A 17,512-nucleotide genomic window follows, 5' to 3' on the forward strand; every position below is an offset into this window, starting at 1 on the left:
GTGGCCGAAAGGGGCTGTCATTGGCGTGAAGGTCGCGGGCGCAGTTACTTTCTAGAGTGGAGATAACTATTTTCAGAAGGGTTCTATACTGACTCTTCGCCAACGCGTTACGGTTTTATCGCCCCCGGTAAACGTTCGGCGTGAATCCTCTTGCCACTGCTGTAGATCGTTAACTACCTATAAAAATTCTCAACATATCCCCTGCAATCCGAGACCCTACATGTGGAGTACCAACAATGAAAATGAAAACAATAGCAGGTTGCACACTCACCCTTGCCGCGCTGGCGTTATCCGCTTCTGCCCTGGCTGAAGTAAAAATTGCCCTGGTGGCGAAATCCTTAGGGAATGGCTTTTTTGAAGCGGCCAACGTCGGTGCGCAGCAGGCCGCCAAAGAGATCGGGGATGTGAAAGTCATCTACACCGGCCCAACGACCACCACCGCCGAGGCCCAGATCGAAGTGCTCAACGGGCTGATCGCCCAGGGCGTGGATGCCATCGCCATCTCCGCCAACGACCCGGACGCCGTGGTGCCGGTGCTGAAAAAAGCGATGCAGCGCGGTATTAAAGTGGTCTCCTGGGATTCCGGCGTAGCGAAAGCGGGTCGCCAGATCCACCTTAACCCCTCCAACAACGCCCTGATCGGCGAAACCAACGTGAAGTTGGCCGCAGACGCGCTGAAAGCACTGAAGCTGGAAAAAGGCGATGTGGCAGTGCTGAGCGCCACGCCCACCTCCACCAACCAGAACATCTGGATTGAGGAGATGAAAAAGGTGCTGCCGAAATACCCGTCGGTGAACCTGGTAACGGTGGCCTATGGTGATGACCTGTCTGATAAAAGTTACCGTGAAACCGTGGGGCTGCTGAAGTCCTACCCTGACCTGAAAGTGATCGTCTCGCCTTCTTCTGTCGGGATCGTGGCTGCCGCGCAGGCGGTAAAAGATCAGGGCAAAATTGGCCAGGTCTATGTCACCGGGCTGGGGCTGCCGTCGGAAATGGCGGGCGCGGTGAAATCCGGCGCATCGAAAAGCTTCGCCATCTGGAACCCGATTGATCTCGGCTATGCGGCCACCTATCTGGCTGACGATCTGGTAAAAGGCACTGCCACCAAAACTGAGGCCAGCATGGGCAAACTCGGCAAAGTGAAACTGGATGCCGACGGCAGCGGCGCCATGGCGGAACCGTTCGTGTACGACGCTGCCAACATCGATAAATTCTCCAAAATTTTCTGATAACGAAACCGGCGGTTGGCGTGCGCCGCCGCCCTTTTTGCTTTTTGGCTGGGGAATATCACCATGACCATCGCCACACCGCTGCTGTCGCTTAAGGGGATCACCAAAACCTTCCCCGGCGTGCGCGCACTTGAAAACGTACAACTGGATCTGTGGCCCGGCAAAGTCACCGCGTTAATTGGTGAAAACGGGGCCGGGAAATCGACGCTGGTCAAAGTGATGACCGGCATCTATCAGCCCGATGAGGGTGAACTGCTCTACAAGGCGATTCCGATTACGTTGCCCACGCCCGAGGCGGCGCACAAAGTCGGCATTACCGCCATCCACCAGGAAACCGTGTTGTTCGATGAGCTCACGGTGACGGAAAACATTTTTGTCGGCCACTACCGTTATCGCGGTTTTTTCAAAAAGCTCGACTGGCCCGCCATGCACCAGCAGGCGCGTGAGATCCTCACCCGCCTTGACGTGCAGATTGACCCGCGCGTGACGCTGAAAACCCTGAGCATCGCCCAGCGGCATATGGTGGCGATTGCGCGGGCGCTGTCGTTTGAGGCGCAGGTGGTGATTCTGGATGAACCCACGGCGGCGCTGTCGCAGCATGAGATTGTCGAGTTTTATCAGATTGTCGAACGGCTGAAACGCGAGGGGAAAGCCATCCTGTTTATTTCGCATAAATTCGATGAGATTTTCGCGATTTCCGATCACTACACCATCCTGCGCGACGGCGTGTACATCAGCTCCGGCGAGATCAGCGAGATCACCGAAAACCGCATGGTCACCATGATGGTAGGGCGTGAAATTACCCATGCGTACCCGAAAATCCACACCGAACCTGGCGACACGGTGCTGGAGGTGAAAAACCTCTGCCACCCTACCGAGTTTGCGCATATCAACTTCTCCCTGCGCAAAGGGGAGATCCTCGGCTTTTATGGGCTGGTGGGTGCCGGGCGAACCGAGCTGATGCAGGCGCTCTCCGGCGTGACGCAACCCTCCCACGGCGAGATCCGGCTGAACGGCAAAGCGCTGCATTTCCGCCAGCCCGCAGACGCCATCAACGCCGGGATTGTCTGTGTGCCGGAAGAGCGCCAGAAACAGGGCGCGATTATCCAGCTGCCGATAAGCCAGAACATCAGCCTGCCGCAGCTGAGCCGCCTTAACCCGAACGGCATCCTGAATGATGCCCGCGAATGGCAGCTGGCGGATGACTACGCGAGACGGTTGCAGGTCAAGGCGTTCAGCTGGAAACAGCCGGTGGAAACGCTCTCCGGGGGTAACCAGCAGAAAGTGGTGATCGGCAAATGGCTGGCGACCCAGCCCACGGTGATCATCCTCGATGAGCCGACCAAGGGCATCGATATCGGCTCCAAAGCCGCCGTACACCAGTTTATGTCTGAGCTGGTCGGGCAGGGGCTGGCGGTGATTATGGTGTCGTCGGAGCTGCCGGAAGTGATGGGTATGGCCGATCGCATCATTGTGATGCACGAAGGGCTGATGGTGGCGGAATTCCGCGCCGGTGAGGCCAGCGCGGAAATGATTGTCAGCGCCGCCAGCGGCGCGGGCGAGGAGGCGGCATAAATGTGGCAAAAAATGCTGAAACACCGTGAAGCCCTGCTCGCCGGGGTGATTCTGCTGATGGTGCTGGCGATCGGCAGCCGGGTGCCCTCTTTCCTGCGGCCGGGCAATCTGGTGGAGATCTTTAACGACACCTCAATCCTGATCATTCTGGCGCTGGGCCAGATGATGGTGCTGCTGACCAAAGGCATCGATCTGTCGATGGCGGCCAACCTGGCGCTGACCGGCATGATCGTGGCGCTGCTTAACTTCCACCATCCGGAAATCCCGGTGTGGGTGCTGCTGGTGATCGCCACCCTGCTCGGGCTGGTGATGGGGATGATCAACGGCCTGCTGGTATGGAAACTTGGCATCCCGGCGATTGTGGTCACGCTCGGCACCATGAGCATCTATCGCGGCATTATCTTCCTGTTGTCGAACGGCGGCTGGATTAATGCACACCAGATGAGCAGCGATTTCCTCGGCCTGCCGCGTACCGAATTGCTGGGGATGCCGGTACTGAGCTGGTGTGCCGTGGCTGCGCTGCTGCTGGTGGGGTATTTCCTGCTCTACAGCCGCACCGGGCGGGCAATGTACACCGCCGGCGGCAACGCCACGGCGGCGTATTACACCGGCATCAACGCCGGGAAAATGCAGTTTGTCAGTTTCAGCCTCTCCGGCGCGCTGGCCGGGTTCTGCGGCTATCTGTGGATTTCCCGCTTTGCGGTGGCCTATGTGGATGTGGCGAACGGGTTTGAACTGCAAATCGTCGCGGCCTGCGTGATTGGCGGCATCAGCACCATGGGCGGCATCGGCCGCGTGTGGGGCTGCCTGATGGGTGCGCTGTTCCTGGGCGTGATCAACAACGCGCTGCCGGTGATTGGCATTTCGCCCTTCTGGCAGATGGCGATTTCCGGTGCAGTGATCGTGATTGCCGTGCTGCTGAATGAGCGGGGCAACAAACGCAAAGGGCGGCTTATTCTGCGTGATGTGGCGCTTTCCAGACAAAAAGAAGGGGTGAAACCATGAGTAAGACGCTGATTTCTGACCGCGCCGCGCTGCCTGCCTCGCCGCCGTCACGGGCTAAGCGCCTGCTGTGCTGGGAAACGTTTCTGCTGGCGGTGACGCTGGCGGTGTTTGTGGCCAACGCGCTGGCCTCCCCTTACTTTCTGAACATCTGGAACCTGTCAGATGCCACCTTTAACTTCACGGAGAAAGCGATCATCGTGCTGCCGATGGCGATGCTGATTATCGCCCGGGAAATCGATCTGTCGGTGGCGTCCACTATTGCGCTGAGTTCCACGGTGATGGGCTTCTGCGCGCAGGCCGGGGTAGGGACGGCGGGGCTGGTGGGCATTGGGCTGGGCGTCGGGCTGCTGTGCGGGCTAGTTAATGGTTTGCTGGTGACGCGTTTTAACCTCTCATCTATCGTCATCACCATCGGCACCATGAGCCTCTACCGGGGCATCGCCTATATCCTGCTGGGCGATCAGGCGCTGAACGCCTACCCGCCCGAGTTTGCCTGGTTCGGCCAGGGCTACGTCTGGGAGGCGCTCTCTTTTGAGTTTGCGCTGTTCATTGTGCTGGCTGTCGCGTTCGCCTTCCTGCTACATAAAACCAACTTTGGCCGCCGCACTTACGCCATCGGCAATAACCCGACCGGCGCGTGGTACTCCGGTATTAACGTCAAACGCCATAACCTGATCCTGTTTGTGATGGTAGGCGTGATGGCCGGGCTGGCCGCCGTGCTGCTGACCTCGCGCCTCGGCAGCACGCGGCCGACCATTGCGGTGGGCTGGGAGCTGAGCGTGGTAACCATGGCGGTGCTGGGCGGCGTGAATATCCTGGGCGGTTCCGGCAGTATGCCGGGCGTGATCATCGCCGCGTTTCTGATGGGGCTGGTGACCTTCGGCCTGAGCCTGCTTAACGTGCCGGGCATCGTGATGTCGATCATTGTCGGGCTGATGCTGATTACGGTGATCACCCTGCCGATTATCACCCGCCGGGTGATGCAGCGGCGGCGGGGCACAACCGCCTGAGAGGCTGAACGGCAGACATAAAAAAGCCCGCCTTAACATGCGTTAAGGCGGGCTTTTCATATCGGCTGGTAGCCTGTTATTTGCCGATACAGAAGCTGGAGAAAATGCGGCCGAGCAGATCATCTGAGGTGAATTCGCCGGTGATCTCACTCAGCGCCTGCTGCGCCAGCCGCAGCTCTTCCGCCAGCAGCTCGCCCGCCCAGGCACCCAACAGCTGATCTTTGCCCTGCACCAGATGCTGCGCTGCCTGTTCCAGCGCCTGCAAGTGGCGGCGACGTGCCAGGAACCCGCCTTCCATATTGGTGTTGAAGCCCATGCTGGCCTTCAGGTGCTCGCGCAGTACGTCCACGCCGTCACCGGTGCGGGCGGAAAGGCGAATCTGCGTATGGCCGTTGATGTCGCTGATGCCCAGCGCTTCCCCGGTGACATCGGCTTTATTGCGTACCACGGTGATCGGCAGGCTGGCGGGCAGGCGCGCCATAAACTCCGGCCAGATCTCAGCCGGTTCCACTGCGTTGGTGGTGGTGCCGTCCACCATAAACAGCACGCTGTCTGCCTGCTCAATCTCTTTCCAGGCGCGCTCAATACCGATGCGCTCCACTTCATCGCTGGCTTCACGCAGCCCGGCGGTGTCGATGATGTGCAGCGGCATGCCGTCGATGTGGATATGCTCGCGCAGTACGTCACGCGTGGTACCGGCGATGTCGGTGACAATTGCGGCATCGCGGCCCGCCAGCGCATTCAGCAGGCTCGATTTCCCGGCATTCGGCCGCCCGGCGATCACCACTTTCATCCCTTCACGCAACAGGCTGCCCTGGCGCGCCTCGGCGCGAACTGCGTCCAGGTCGTCCATCACGGCATTAAGCTGCTTCTCGATTTTGCCGTCAGAGAGAAAGTCGATCTCCTCATCCGGGAAATCGATCGCCGCTTCCACATAGATGCGCAGGTGGGTGAGGGCTTCAACCAACTGGTGAATACGGGTGGAGAATGCGCCCTGCAACGAGTTCATGGCCGAACGGGCCGCCTGCTCAGAGCTGGCATCGATCAGGTCAGCAATCGCCTCCGCCTGCGCCAGGTCGAGTTTGTCATTCAGGAACGCGCGCTCGGAGAACTCCCCCGGCCGGGCAATACGCACACCCGGCAGCGCCAGAATGCGTTTCAGCAGCAAGTCCAGAATCACCGGCCCGCCGTGGCCCTGAAGTTCCAGCACATCTTCCCCGGTAAAGGAGTTCGGGCCGGGGAACCACAGCGCGATGCCCTGATCCAGCGTGCTGTGGTCTGCGTCGCGGAACGGCAGGTAGTCGGCATAGCGTGGTTTGGGCAGTTTACCGAGCACGACCTGGGCCACCTCGCGGGCAGCCCGGCCGGAAATACGCAAAATGCCGACGCCGCCGCGTCCCGGTGGCGTCGCCTGCGCAACGATCGTATCGGTGGTACTCATAGCGTTCTCTTTGGTAGTGGGCGTTAAAGAATCCAATAAAAAAGAAGGCGGTCATCTGACCGCCTTCTTTATGCTTTCCGTTGCTTACCGGTGCGGATTAACTCTTTTTCACACGGCTGTGCAGGCCACGTTTTTCCAGGCCACGGTAAATCAGCTGTTGCTGAAGGATGGTCACCAGGTTACTGACGATATAGTACAGCACCAGGCCAGACGGGAACCACAGGAAGAACACCGTGAAGATGACCGGCATAAAGGTCATGATCTTCTGCTGCATCGGGTCGGTTACGGTGGTCGGAGACATCTTCTGAATGAAGAACATCGTCACGCCCATCAGAATCGGCAGGATGTAGTACGGGTCTTGTGCGGCCAGGTCATGGATCCACAGGGCGAACGGCGCGTGGCGCAGCTCAATGGAGCCCATCAGCATGTAGTACAGCGCCAGGAAGATCGGCATCTGGATAACCAGCGGCAGGCAGCCGCCCAGCGGGTTAACCTTCTCTGCTTTGTACATGGCCATCATTTCCTGGCTCATGCGCTGCTTGTCGTCACCCAGGCGCTCACGCATTGCCTGGATTTTCGGTTGCAGCATACGCATCTTCGCCATCGAGGTGTACTGCGCCTTGGTCAGCGGGTACATGATGCCGCGCACGATAAAGGTGATGACGATGATCGAGAAGCCCCAGTTACCGATGAAGCTGTGCAGGAACTTCAGCAGCTTGAACAGCGGTTGGGAGATGAACCACAGCCAGCCGTAATCCACGGTCAGGTCAAGGTGCGGCGCCACAGCAGCCATCTTGTCCTGAATCTCCGGGCCGACCCACAAGGTCGCGGCCACATTCTGCTGCGCACCCGGCTGCACTACGAACGGCACGCCTTTAAAGCCGATGGCGGCGAGGTCACTGCCCATGCTGGTGGAGTAGAAGGTGTTGCTGTCTTTCGCCGACGGCACCCAGGCGGTGGCGAAGTACTGTTGCAGCATCGCTACCCAGCCGCCTTGCGTCGTGATGTTCAGGTTCTCATCTTTGATGTCGCTGAAGCTGTACTTTTTGTACTTGTCATCAGAAGAGGAGAAGGCCGCGCCACGGTAAGTGTGCAGGGCAAAGTTATTGCTGCCGGTGTCACGGTGCTTCGGCAGGTCAACCGTCTGCTTGAGCTGGCCGAACAGCGTCATCTCTTGCGGTGTGGTGCTGGCGTTGTTGATATTGTAGTCAACGTTAACCGCATACTGGCCGCGCTTCAGCACGAAGGTTTTGGTGTACACCACGCCGTGGGCGTCGGTGTAGGTCATCGGGATACGCAGCTCGTCCTGGCCGTCAGCCAGGGTGAAGGTGTCCTGAGGAACCTGGAACAGCGGACGCGGGCCGTTGTTCGGGTTATCCGGGCCATTTTTGCCGGTCAGGCCGCTTTGCGCCTGATAAACAAAGGAGGGGGAGGTTTCCAGCAACTGGAACGGCTGGTTTGAACCCAGAGTGTGCGGGTAGGCTAACAGCAGCGCTTGTTCGATGTCGCCACCGCGGGTGTTGATTGTCAGCGACAGGACATCCGTCTTAACCGTGATCAGTTTACCCTGGCCACTGGCGGGAACCGCCAGGCTGGAAGCATCACCGGGGGCTGTGTTGGCAGTCTGTTGCGTGGTCTGGTTGGCCGGTTGCGGAGCGTGGTCCGTTTGCCAGGCCTGCCAGATCATGAAAGACACAAACAGCAGAGCGATGAGAAAGAGATTGCGTTGCGAATCCATCGTTAGTGTTCTCTGTTATTGTCGGTTTTCGGCGGCACCGGATCATCGCCACCTGGGTTCAGGGGATGGCATTTTAATACGCGTTTGATTGTCAACCAACTGCCTTTTACCATGCCAAAACGGCCCACTGCCTCAATTCCATAGTGAGAGCAGGTGGGCTTGAAGCGGCAATGTGGCCCCAGTAGCGGACTGATAAATAGCTGATAGCCGCGTATCAGCCCGATCAGGAGGCGGGAGCCTGGCGACAGTGGCGGCGCCATAATTTTTCCAACGCTTCCGTCAGCGCCCGGTTATCAAGGTCTTGAATTCCCTTTTTAGCGACCACCACAAAGTCCATCGGCGGCAGCTCATGCTGATGCAAACGGAAACTCTCACGCGTAAGGCGTTTGATCCGGTTGCGTTCATGGGCGCGTTTGACGTTCTTTTTGGCGACGGTAAGACCGATGCGGGGATGCCCCAGCGTGTTCAGGCGGCCGAGTATAGTCAGTTGCGGCGTGCCAGCCCGTTGTGGCTGCTGGAAGACGAAAGTGAAATGAGTGGGAGTTAACAAACGTAACTCCCTGGGAAATGCGAGCTTGCCCACTAAGAGGGTTAGCTTTTATTACTTAGAAACAGACAGACGAGTACGGCCTTTCGCACGACGGCGGGCCAGAACTTGACGACCATTTTTGGTGGCCATACGAGCACGGAAACCGTGGCTACGGTTGCGCTTCAGTACGGACGGTTGGAAAGTGCGTTTCATAGCGATTTCTACCTAAACTTAAATAATTACTGATCAGTAAACGCGTTTGGCTATTCGGCGTGACAACGACCGACGCCTCAATCGCAACATATAAAGAAGCGGGATTGTAATAATTGTACAGTCCTGAGTCAATTCACATTGCACGCCTACCCGGTTGTTTACCAAGTGGCCCGTGGTCACCACCTATCCCGTCTGGTTGGACCATCAGGAACACAGGCATCACACGTAGGGCGAAGATTATACGGACTCGTCAACAAAGCGCAAGGATCGTGGGCCGATCCTATGGCCGGTTTCGCGATCCGGATGCTCCCCTCTCGGACAATTCTCTTTTATTCACAGGCTGGGCCGAAGGTGCGGCATTTTTAGCCCGATGGCGTACACTTACTTTCGCCTCCGGGAAACCTTTCCCTCCGGGATGTCATCAGGAAAGCCACAGGGAAACGAAACCTGTGGATAAAAAGGATCTAATCTGTGAGGAAGGGGAGGATCTCTTGTGCGGATTGCGTTATGATCCGCCATTCCGATCGCGATCCCACCGCTGGATCACGGCGGACACAAACCGTCAAAATCGGTTCGCATGCCGCTGCCCCTGCAAAAACTGGCATGTGTCAAAAATCATGAATTTAAAACGTATCCTGATCCTTTTCTTTTGTTGATCTTGTTCGAGTGGAGTCCGCCGTGTCACTTTCGCTTTGGCAGCAGTGTCTTGCCCGATTGCAGGATGAATTACCTGCCACAGAATTTAGTATGTGGATACGCCCCCTACAGGCGGAACTGAGTGACAATACCCTGGCACTGTATGCCCCAAACCGTTTTGTCCTGGACTGGGTTCGCGATAAATACTTAAACAATATCAACGGGCTGCTGAACGATTTCTGTGGCTCGGATGCGCCGTTGCTGCGTTTCGAGGTGGGCAGCAAACCCGCCATGCCGGCGATGGCAGATGTCGCTGCCGCCAGCATCAGCGCCCCGGCTGCGCCGGTCGTCCGTGCGGCACCTACCCGCCCGAGCTGGGACCGTGCCGCACTGCAGCCGGAACTCTCTTACCGCTCCAACGTCAACCCCAAGCACACCTTTGATAACTTCGTTGAGGGTAAGTCGAACCAGCTGGCGCGCGCGGCGGCCCGCCAGGTGGCGGACAATCCCGGCGGCGCGTATAACCCGCTCTTCCTTTATGGCGGCACCGGCCTGGGTAAAACCCACCTGTTGCACGCCGTGGGTAACGGCATCATGGCGCGTAAGGCCAATGCGAAAGTGGTCTATATGCACTCTGAGCGCTTTGTGCAGGACATGGTGAAGGCGCTGCAAAACAACGCTATCGAAGAGTTCAAACGCTATTACCGCTCGGTTGACGCACTGCTTATTGATGACATTCAATTCTTTGCCAATAAGGAGCGTTCGCAGGAGGAGTTTTTCCACACCTTCAATGCGCTGCTGGAAGGCAACCAACAGATTATCCTGACCTCTGACCGCTACCCGAAAGAGATTAACGGCGTTGAGGATCGGCTGAAATCCCGCTTTGGCTGGGGGCTGACGGTGGCCATTGAGCCGCCCGAGCTGGAAACCCGCGTCGCGATCCTGATGAAAAAAGCGGACGAGAACGACATCCGCCTGCCGGGTGAAGTCGCCTTCTTTATTGCCAAACGCCTGCGCTCCAACGTGCGTGAGCTGGAAGGCGCACTGAACCGCGTGATCGCCAACGCCAACTTCACCGGCCGGGCCATCACCATTGACTTCGTGCGGGAAGCGCTGCGTGACCTGCTGGCCCTGCAGGAGAAGCTGGTCACCATCGATAATATTCAGAAAACAGTGGCTGAATATTATAAAATTAAGGTCGCTGACCTGCTGTCGAAACGACGCTCACGTTCCGTGGCCCGCCCGCGCCAGATGGCGATGGCGCTGGCCAAAGAGCTGACCAACCACAGTCTGCCGGAAATCGGCGACGCGTTTGGTGGCCGCGACCACACCACGGTGTTGCACGCCTGCCGCAAGATCGAGCAGCTGCGTGAAGAAAGCCACGACATCAAAGAAGATTTTTCCAATTTAATCAGAACATTATCCTCGTAGCGCTATGAAATTTATTGTTGAACGTGAGCATCTGTTAAAACCGTTGCAACAGGTCAGCAGCCCGCTGGGCGGCCGGCCAACGTTGCCGATTCTGGGTAACCTGCTGTTGCAGGTGACGGACGGCGTGTTGCTGCTGACCGGTACCGATCTGGAAATGGAAATGGTGGCGCGCGTGGCGCTGTCCGGCGCGCATGAGCCGGGCGCGACGACGGTGCCGGCACGTAAATTCTTCGACATCTGCCGCGGCCTGCCGGATGGCGCGGAGATCAACGTGATGCTGGACGGCGAGCGGATGCTGGTGCGTTCCGGCCGCAGCCGTTTCTCGCTCTCCACGCTGCCGGCCACCGACTTCCCCAACCTGGATGACTGGCAAAGCGAGGTGGAGTTCACCCTGCCGCAGGCCACGCTGAAGCGCCTGATCGAAGCCACGCAGTTCTCCATGGCGCATCAGGATGTACGTTACTACCTCAACGGTATGCTGTTCGAAACCGAAGACGAAGAGTTGCGTACCGTCGCCACCGACGGCCACCGCCTGGCGGTGTGCTCAATGCCGGTAGGGCAATCTTTGCCGTCACACTCCGTGATTGTGCCGCGCAAAGGGGTGATGGAGTTGGTGCGCCTGCTGGACGGCGGTGACACGCCGCTGCAACTGCAAATTGGCAGCAACAACATCCGTGCACACGTGGGGGATTTCATCTTCACCTCCAAGCTGGTGGATGGCCGTTTCCCGGACTATCGCCGCGTATTGCCGAAAAACCCGGACAAAACCTTGCAGGCCGGCTGTGACCTCTTAAAACAGGCGTTTGCCCGCGCGGCCATTCTCTCTAACGAGAAGTTCCGCGGCGTGCGGCTTTACGTCAGCCATAACCAGCTGAAAATCACTGCCAATAACCCGGAGCAGGAAGAGGCGGAAGAGATTCTGGATGTCATCTATGACGGCACCGAAATGGAGATTGGCTTCAACGTCAGCTACGTACTGGATGTGCTCAACGCGCTGAAGTGCGAGAACGTGCGCCTGCTGCTCACCGACTCCGTTTCCAGCGTGCAGATTGAGGATGACGCCAGCCAGGCGGCGGCCTACGTTGTCATGCCAATGCGCTTGTAATTGGTCATTTTGCCCCCATATCTATTCCTGAAACCGGCAGAGGTCACGGTGTGATCTCTGCCACCACAGTGGTTGCCTGATTACATGGCTTTGACGCGTCTCCTGATTAAAGACTTCCGTAATATTGAATCGGCAGATCTACCGCTGGATGCCGGCTTCAACTTTCTGGTTGGGGCCAACGGCAGCGGCAAAACCAGCGTGCTGGAAGCGGTCTATACGCTGGGGCACGGGCGCGCGTTCCGCAGCCTGCAAGCCGGGCGGGTGATCCGCCATGACCAGCCGGAGTTTGTGCTGCACGGCCGGATTGATACCGGCGGTGAGCGCGAAGTCTCGGTCGGGCTGGCGAAAAGCCGCCAGGGCGACACCAAAGTCCGCATCGACGGCGGTGACGGCCACAAAGTGGCGGAACTGGCGCACCTGCTGCCGATGCAGCTGATCACACCTGAAGGGTTTACCCTGCTGAACGGCGGGCCAAAGTACCGGCGCGCTTTCCTCGACTGGGGCTGTTTCCATAACGATCCCGGTTTTTTCCAGGCCTGGAGCAACCTGAAACGGCTGCTCAAGCAGCGCAACGCCGCGCTGCGCCAGGTCAGCCGTTATTCACAGCTGCGCGCCTGGGATCAGGAGCTGGTGCCGCTGGCGGAACGCATCAGTGAATGGCGCGCCGCCTACAGCGATGCCATCGCCGCAGACATTACCGCCACGTGCGCGCAGTTCCTGCCGGAGTTTGCCCTGAGTTTTTCGTTCCAGCGCGGCTGGGATAAAGAGAGCGATTACGCAGAGCTGCTGGCGCGTCAGTTTGAACGTGACCGGGCGCTGACGTACACCGCCGTTGGCCCGCACAAGGCCGACTTCCGCATCCGGGCGGAGGGCACCCCGGTAGAAGATCTGCTTTCCCGCGGCCAGCTTAAGCTGTTGATGTGTGCGCTGCGGCTGGCGCAGGGTGAGTTCCTCACCCGACAGAACGGGCGGCGTTGCCTGTATCTGATTGACGATTTTGCCTCTGAACTCGACACCGACCGTCGCCGCCTTCTGGCACAACGCCTGAAAGCGACCCAGGCCCAGGTCTTTGTCAGCGCTGTCAGCGCTGAGCAAGTAACCGATATGGCAGGCGAAAAGGGCAAGATGTTCCGCGTAGAACAGGGTAAAATAACCGTTCAACCACAGGACTAAAAATGAGTGAGAAACGTTGATGTCGAATTCTTATGACTCCTCAAGTATCAAGGTATTAAAAGGGCTGGACGCGGTGCGCAAGCGCCCGGGCATGTATATCGGCGATACCGATGACGGCACCGGTCTGCACCACATGGTATTCGAGGTTGTGGACAACGCTATCGACGAAGCACTCGCCGGCCACTGCAAAGAGATTCAGGTCACCATCCACGCCGATAATTCTGTTTCCGTACAGGATGATGGGCGCGGTATCCCGACCGGGATTCACGAAGAGGAAGGCGTCTCTGCGGCGCAGGTCATCATGACCGTGCTGCACGCCGGCGGTAAGTTCGACGACAACTCCTATAAAGTCTCCGGCGGCCTGCATGGCGTGGGGGTGTCAGTGGTTAACGCCCTGTCTGAGAAACTGGAGCTGGTTATCCGCCGTGAAGGGAAAGTGCATGAGCAGACCTACGCGATGGGTGAACCGCAGGGGCCGCTGAAAGTCGTTGGTGAAACCGATCAAACCGGCACCATGGTGCGCTTCTGGCCAAGCTTCGCCACCTTTACCAACAACACCGAATTCCAGTATGACATTCTGGCAAAACGTCTGCGTGAGCTCTCCTTCCTGAACTCCGGCGTGGCGATCCGCCTGAATGACAAGCGCACGGACAAGGAAGACCACTTCCATTATGAAGGCGGGATCAAGGCGTTTGTTGAGTATCTGAACAAAAACAAAACCCCGATCCACCCGAACGTCTTCTACTTCTCTACCGTAAAAGATGACATCGGTGTGGAAGTGGCCTTGCAGTGGAACGACGGGTTCCAGGAAAATATCTACTGCTTCACCAACAACATCCCGCAGCGTGACGGCGGTACGCATCTGGCCGGTTTCCGTGCCGCGATGACCCGTACCCTGAACAGCTACATGGATAAAGAGGGTTACAGCAAGAAGTCCAAGATCAGCGCTACCGGTGACGATGCGCGTGAAGGGCTGATTGCCGTGGTCTCCGTGAAAGTGCCGGACCCGAAATTCTCTTCCCAGACCAAAGACAAGCTGGTGTCGTCGGAAGTGAAATCCGCGGTTGAGTCGTTGATGAACGAGAAGCTGGTGGACTACCTGATGGAGAACCCGAACGACGCAAAAATCGTCGTCGGCAAAATCATCGACGCGGCCCGTGCGCGTGAAGCGGCCCGTAAAGCCCGTGAGATGACCCGCCGTAAGGGTGCGCTGGATCTGGCCGGTTTGCCGGGCAAACTGGCGGACTGTCAGGAGCGTGACCCGGCGCACTCTGAACTCTATCTGGTGGAGGGTGACTCCGCGGGCGGTTCCGCCAAACAGGGCCGTAACCGTAAAAATCAGGCGATTCTGCCGCTGAAAGGGAAAATCCTGAACGTGGAGAAGGCGCGCTTTGACAAGATGCTCTCTTCCCAGGAAGTCGCCACCCTGATCACCGCGCTGGGCTGCGGCATCGGGCGTGACGAGTACAACCCGGACAAGCTGCGTTACCACAGCATCATCATCATGACCGATGCCGACGTCGATGGTTCGCACATCCGTACCCTGTTGCTGACCTTCTTCTATCGCCAGATGCCGGAAATCGTTGAGCGCGGCCATGTGTTTATCGCTCAGCCGCCGCTCTACAAGGTGAAAAAAGGGAAGCAAGAGCAGTACATCAAGGATGATGAGGCGATGGATCAGTACCAGATCGCCATCGCGCTGGACGGTGCCACGCTGCACAGCAACGCCCACGCTCCGGCCCTGGCCGGTGAGGCGCTGGAGAAGCTGGTGGCGGAGCATTACAGCGTCCAGAAGCTGATCAAGCGCATGGAGCGCCGCTATCCGCGTGCGTTGCTGAATAACCTGATCTACCAGCCGACGCTGGCAGAAGGAGACCTCGGCGACCAGGCGAAAGTGCAGACGTGGATGGAGCAATTGGTTAACGCGCTGAACGAGAAAGAGCAGCACGGCAGCACCTACAATGCCGTAGTGCGTGAAAACCGTGAGCGCCAGCTGTTCGAGCCGGTACTGCGCATCCGTACCCATGGCGTAGACACCGACTACGATCTGGACTTCGACTTCATCCATGGCGGTGAATACCGCAAGCTGTGTACCCTGGGTGAGAAACTGCGTGGCCTGATCGAGGAAGATGCCTTCATCGAGCGGGGCGAGCGCCGTCAGCCGGTAACCAGTTTCGAACAGGCACTGGAGTGGCTGGTAAAAGAGTCACGCCGGGGCCTGGCGATTCAGCGTTATAAAGGGCTGGGCGAGATGAACCCGGATCAGCTGTGGGAAACCACCATGGACCCGGAAAGCCGCCGTATGCTGCGCGTCACCGTCAAGGATGCGATTGCAGCCGACCAGCTGTTTACCACCCTGATGGGTGACGCAGTGGAACCGCGCCGCGCCTTTATCGAAGAAAACGCCCTGAAAGCGGCGAATATCGATATCTGATCCATGGCGGCAGCAAGCAATTGTTTTCTGTTTGCTTTCCCGTTTAGCGAAAAACATATCCGGCCCAGGCAACTGCGGCCGGATTTTTTTTCGGAAAAACGCGTGCGGCGCTGTTCTATTAATGTGCGCTTAATCACGCTAGCATGACGATATACCTTTCCCTGACACTGAGGATGCTATGGCTATTGAATTAATCGCAATCGATATGGACGGCACGCTGCTCAACCCGCAGCATGAGGTCACCCCGGCCGTGAAGCAGGCCATAGCCGCAGCCCGTAAACAGGGCGTAAAGATTGTGCTGGCCACCGGCCGCCCCTACATCGGGGTCGAGCGTTACCTGATGCAACTGGATTTACAGCAGGAAGGGGAATACTGCATCACCAATAATGGCGCGCTGGTGCAGCGCGCGATCAATGGTGAATGCGTGGCGGAAGTGACGCTCTCTTTCGATGACTATCTGTTCTTCGAAAACCTGTCACGTGAGCTGGGCGTGCATTACCACGCGCTCACCCACTCAACGCTCTATACCGCTAACAAAGACATCAGCCGCTATACGGTGCATGAAGCCAACCTCACCGGTATGCCGTTCAAATACCGCAGCGTCGAGGAGATGGATCGCTCCCTGACGTTCCCGAAAGTGATGATGATTGATGAACCCGAAATTCTGGATGCCGCAATCCGCCGGATTCCGGATGAGGTCAAGGCGCGCTATACCATCATGAAAAGCGCGGAGTACTATCTCGAAATCCTCAATAAGCGCGTCAACAAAGGCGAGGGCGTGAAAGCGCTGGCGCAGAAACTCTCTATTCCGCGTGAAAACATCATGACCCTGGGCGATCAGGAAAATGACATCGCGATGCTGGAGTATGCCGGGCTTGGGGTAGCGATGGGCAATGCCATCGATAAAGTGAAAGAGTCGGCACAGTACATCACCAGAAAAAATACGGAAGACGGCGTCGCACACGCGATTGAAAAATTCGTGCTGAATGCCTGAAAAAAGCCCACCGAAGCGGGCTTGTTGAAAGGGTGCATGGCAGCGATGCGCGGCAACGAAGGGGCGGACAAGCGCCCGCCCCGGTTGCCTTACCCTCAGGATTCGTAGTCCATGATGACTGCAACGTCGAGATGGTTATTTCTGAACCGCACCTCGCAGAGCGAACTGCGCGTTATCCACATAAAAATCAACAGCGTGATACAGATAACGATCAAACAAATAACCCCACTTTTTTGCAGCATACTGGCCTCCGGTTCCTTGCCTTGCGGCGGGTAAAAGGCTAACCTGATGTTGTTCATGCATCGAGATTGGCCTCACTTGATTAACGTCGAGTGGGGCCTTTTCTTTGTCTGCACCGGATTGCCCGGAACAGACATGTCCAGGCACCCGCCGGTAGCATACGCCTTTCATATTTTTATGTAACCTTTTGATTGTATAGATTTTATCATGCTCTATTGCCGCACTTATTCACTCCGTTGATGCGTTCACTCTTTTCCGGTAGCCATAAAAAAGCCCACCGAAGCGGGCTTGTTGAAAGGGTGCATGGCAGCGATGCGTCGCAACGAAGGGGCGGGCAAGCGCCCGCCCCGGTTGCCTTCCCTCAGGATTCGTAGTCCATGATGACTGCAACGTCGAGATGGTTATTTCTGAACCGCACCTCGCAGAGCGAACTGCGCGTTATCCACATAAAAATCAACAGCGTGATACAGATAACGATCAAACAAATAACCCCACTTTTTTGCAGCATACTGGCCTCCGGTTCCTTGCCTTGCGGCGGGTAAAAGGCTAACCTGATGTTGTTCAAGCATACAGATAGGCCTCACTTAGATTAACGTTGAGTGGGGCCTTTTCTTTGTCTGCACCGGACTGCCCGGAACAGACATGTCCAGGCACCCGCCGGTAGCATACGCCTTTCTTTTTCCTCTGCAATCTTTTGATTATATAGGATTTTATTTATATATCGCTGTTGATATGTTTCATGTGAAACTCATTTTTTCT

Annotated in this window: 16 protein-coding genes and 1 pseudogene; 9 read left to right on the forward strand and 8 right to left on the reverse strand. The window is 57.4% G+C overall.

The window, feature by feature from the left end:
• Positions 1-242: 242 nt before the first annotated feature.
• From rhaS to CYR55_RS09185, 4 genes are all read left to right on the forward strand, one after another.
• Complete coding sequence (gene rhaS, locus CYR55_RS09170; protein ID WP_165699563.1) at positions 243-1,229, forward strand: rhamnose ABC transporter substrate-binding protein; 987 nt, start codon at positions 243-245, stop codon at positions 1,227-1,229.
• Between the two features lie 63 nt (positions 1,230-1,292).
• Positions 1,293-2,804: a sugar ABC transporter ATP-binding protein gene (locus CYR55_RS09175; protein WP_101815961.1), complete on the forward strand. Its 1,512-nt coding sequence runs from the start codon at positions 1,293-1,295 to the stop codon at positions 2,802-2,804.
• Positions 2,805-3,809 carry an ABC transporter permease gene (locus tag CYR55_RS09180; RefSeq protein ID WP_101815843.1) on the forward strand — a complete coding sequence of 335 codons (1,005 nt, stop codon included), beginning with the start codon at positions 2,805-2,807 and terminating at the stop codon, positions 3,807-3,809. It abuts the gene before it with no gap.
• The gene (locus CYR55_RS09185) at positions 3,806-4,819 is read left to right on the forward strand and encodes an ABC transporter permease (RefSeq protein ID WP_101815844.1); all 1,014 of its coding nucleotides are present in this window, start codon (positions 3,806-3,808) and stop codon (positions 4,817-4,819) included. Before CYR55_RS09180 ends, CYR55_RS09185 begins: the two co-directional genes overlap by 4 nt.
• Before the next feature lie 76 nt (positions 4,820-4,895).
• Here the strand turns inward: CYR55_RS09185 and mnmE are convergent, their stop codons facing one another.
• The 5 genes from mnmE to rpmH all read right to left on the reverse strand — a co-directional run bounded on the left by mnmE (position 4,896) and on the right by rpmH (position 8,740).
• Positions 4,896-6,260, reverse strand: a complete 1,365-nt coding sequence (mnmE, locus tag CYR55_RS09190) for a tRNA uridine-5-carboxymethylaminomethyl(34) synthesis GTPase MnmE (protein WP_101815845.1) — start codon at positions 6,258-6,260, stop codon at positions 4,896-4,898.
• A gap of 97 nt (positions 6,261-6,357) precedes the next feature.
• The gene (gene yidC, locus CYR55_RS09195) at positions 6,358-7,998 is read right to left on the reverse strand and encodes a membrane protein insertase YidC (RefSeq protein ID WP_101815846.1); all 1,641 of its coding nucleotides are present in this window, start codon (positions 7,996-7,998) and stop codon (positions 6,358-6,360) included.
• Positions 7,999-8,000: 2 nt separating this feature from the next.
• A complete protein-coding gene (gene yidD, locus CYR55_RS09200; RefSeq protein ID WP_101815847.1) occupies positions 8,001-8,258 on the reverse strand; it encodes a membrane protein insertion efficiency factor YidD in 258 nt (85 codons plus the stop codon).
• Entirely contained in the window at positions 8,222-8,581 is a 360-nt protein-coding gene (gene rnpA / locus CYR55_RS09205; RefSeq protein ID WP_072927804.1) for a ribonuclease P protein component, read from the reverse strand. Before rnpA ends, yidD begins: the two co-directional genes overlap by 37 nt.
• Before the next feature lie 18 nt (positions 8,582-8,599).
• Positions 8,600-8,740: a 50S ribosomal protein L34 gene (gene rpmH / locus CYR55_RS09210; RefSeq protein ID WP_005976668.1), complete on the reverse strand. Its 141-nt coding sequence runs from the start codon at positions 8,738-8,740 to the stop codon at positions 8,600-8,602.
• A gap of 678 nt (positions 8,741-9,418) precedes the next feature.
• On the opposite strand from rpmH, the gene dnaA reads away from it, so the two are divergent.
• The 5 genes from dnaA (at position 9,419) to yidA (ending at position 16,513) form a co-directional block, all read left to right on the forward strand.
• On the forward strand, positions 9,419-10,807 hold the full coding sequence (gene dnaA / locus CYR55_RS09220; protein WP_101815848.1) for a chromosomal replication initiator protein DnaA: 1,389 nt from the start codon (positions 9,419-9,421) through the stop codon (positions 10,805-10,807).
• A gap of 4 nt (positions 10,808-10,811) precedes the next feature.
• Positions 10,812-11,912: a DNA polymerase III subunit beta gene (gene dnaN / locus CYR55_RS09225; protein ID WP_101815849.1), complete on the forward strand. Its 1,101-nt coding sequence runs from the start codon at positions 10,812-10,814 to the stop codon at positions 11,910-11,912.
• Positions 11,913-11,996: 84 nt separating this feature from the next.
• Positions 11,997-13,085: a DNA replication/repair protein RecF gene (gene recF, locus CYR55_RS09230; protein WP_101815850.1), complete on the forward strand. Its 1,089-nt coding sequence runs from the start codon at positions 11,997-11,999 to the stop codon at positions 13,083-13,085.
• A 19-nt stretch (positions 13,086-13,104) separates the two neighbouring features.
• Entirely contained in the window at positions 13,105-15,519 is a 2,415-nt protein-coding gene (gyrB, locus tag CYR55_RS09235; RefSeq protein ID WP_101815851.1) for a DNA topoisomerase (ATP-hydrolyzing) subunit B, read from the forward strand.
• A gap of 178 nt (positions 15,520-15,697) precedes the next feature.
• Positions 15,698-16,513: a sugar-phosphatase gene (gene yidA / locus CYR55_RS09240; RefSeq protein WP_101815852.1), complete on the forward strand. Its 816-nt coding sequence runs from the start codon at positions 15,698-15,700 to the stop codon at positions 16,511-16,513.
• A gap of 95 nt (positions 16,514-16,608) precedes the next feature.
• Here the strand turns inward: yidA and CYR55_RS09245 are convergent, their stop codons facing one another.
• The 3 genes and pseudogenes from CYR55_RS09245 to CYR55_RS23960 form a co-directional block, all read right to left on the reverse strand.
• Positions 16,609-16,812 carry a Hok/Gef family protein gene (locus tag CYR55_RS09245; protein WP_101815853.1) on the reverse strand — a complete coding sequence of 68 codons (204 nt, stop codon included), beginning with the start codon at positions 16,810-16,812 and terminating at the stop codon, positions 16,609-16,611.
• A gap of 302 nt (positions 16,813-17,114) precedes the next feature.
• Complete coding sequence (locus CYR55_RS24160) at positions 17,115-17,261, reverse strand: Hok/Gef family protein (protein WP_101815854.1); 147 nt, start codon at positions 17,259-17,261, stop codon at positions 17,115-17,117.
• Positions 17,221-17,322, reverse strand: a pseudogene (locus CYR55_RS23960) (FlmC family protein); the annotation flags it as partial. The gene CYR55_RS24160 and the pseudogene CYR55_RS23960, both read right to left, overlap by 41 nt.
• Positions 17,323-17,512: the final 190 nt, after the last annotated feature.

It is taken from the genome of Chimaeribacter californicus, from assembly GCF_002858675.1.
GTDB classification, from domain to species: Bacteria; Pseudomonadota; Gammaproteobacteria; order Enterobacterales; family Enterobacteriaceae; genus Chimaeribacter; species Chimaeribacter californicus.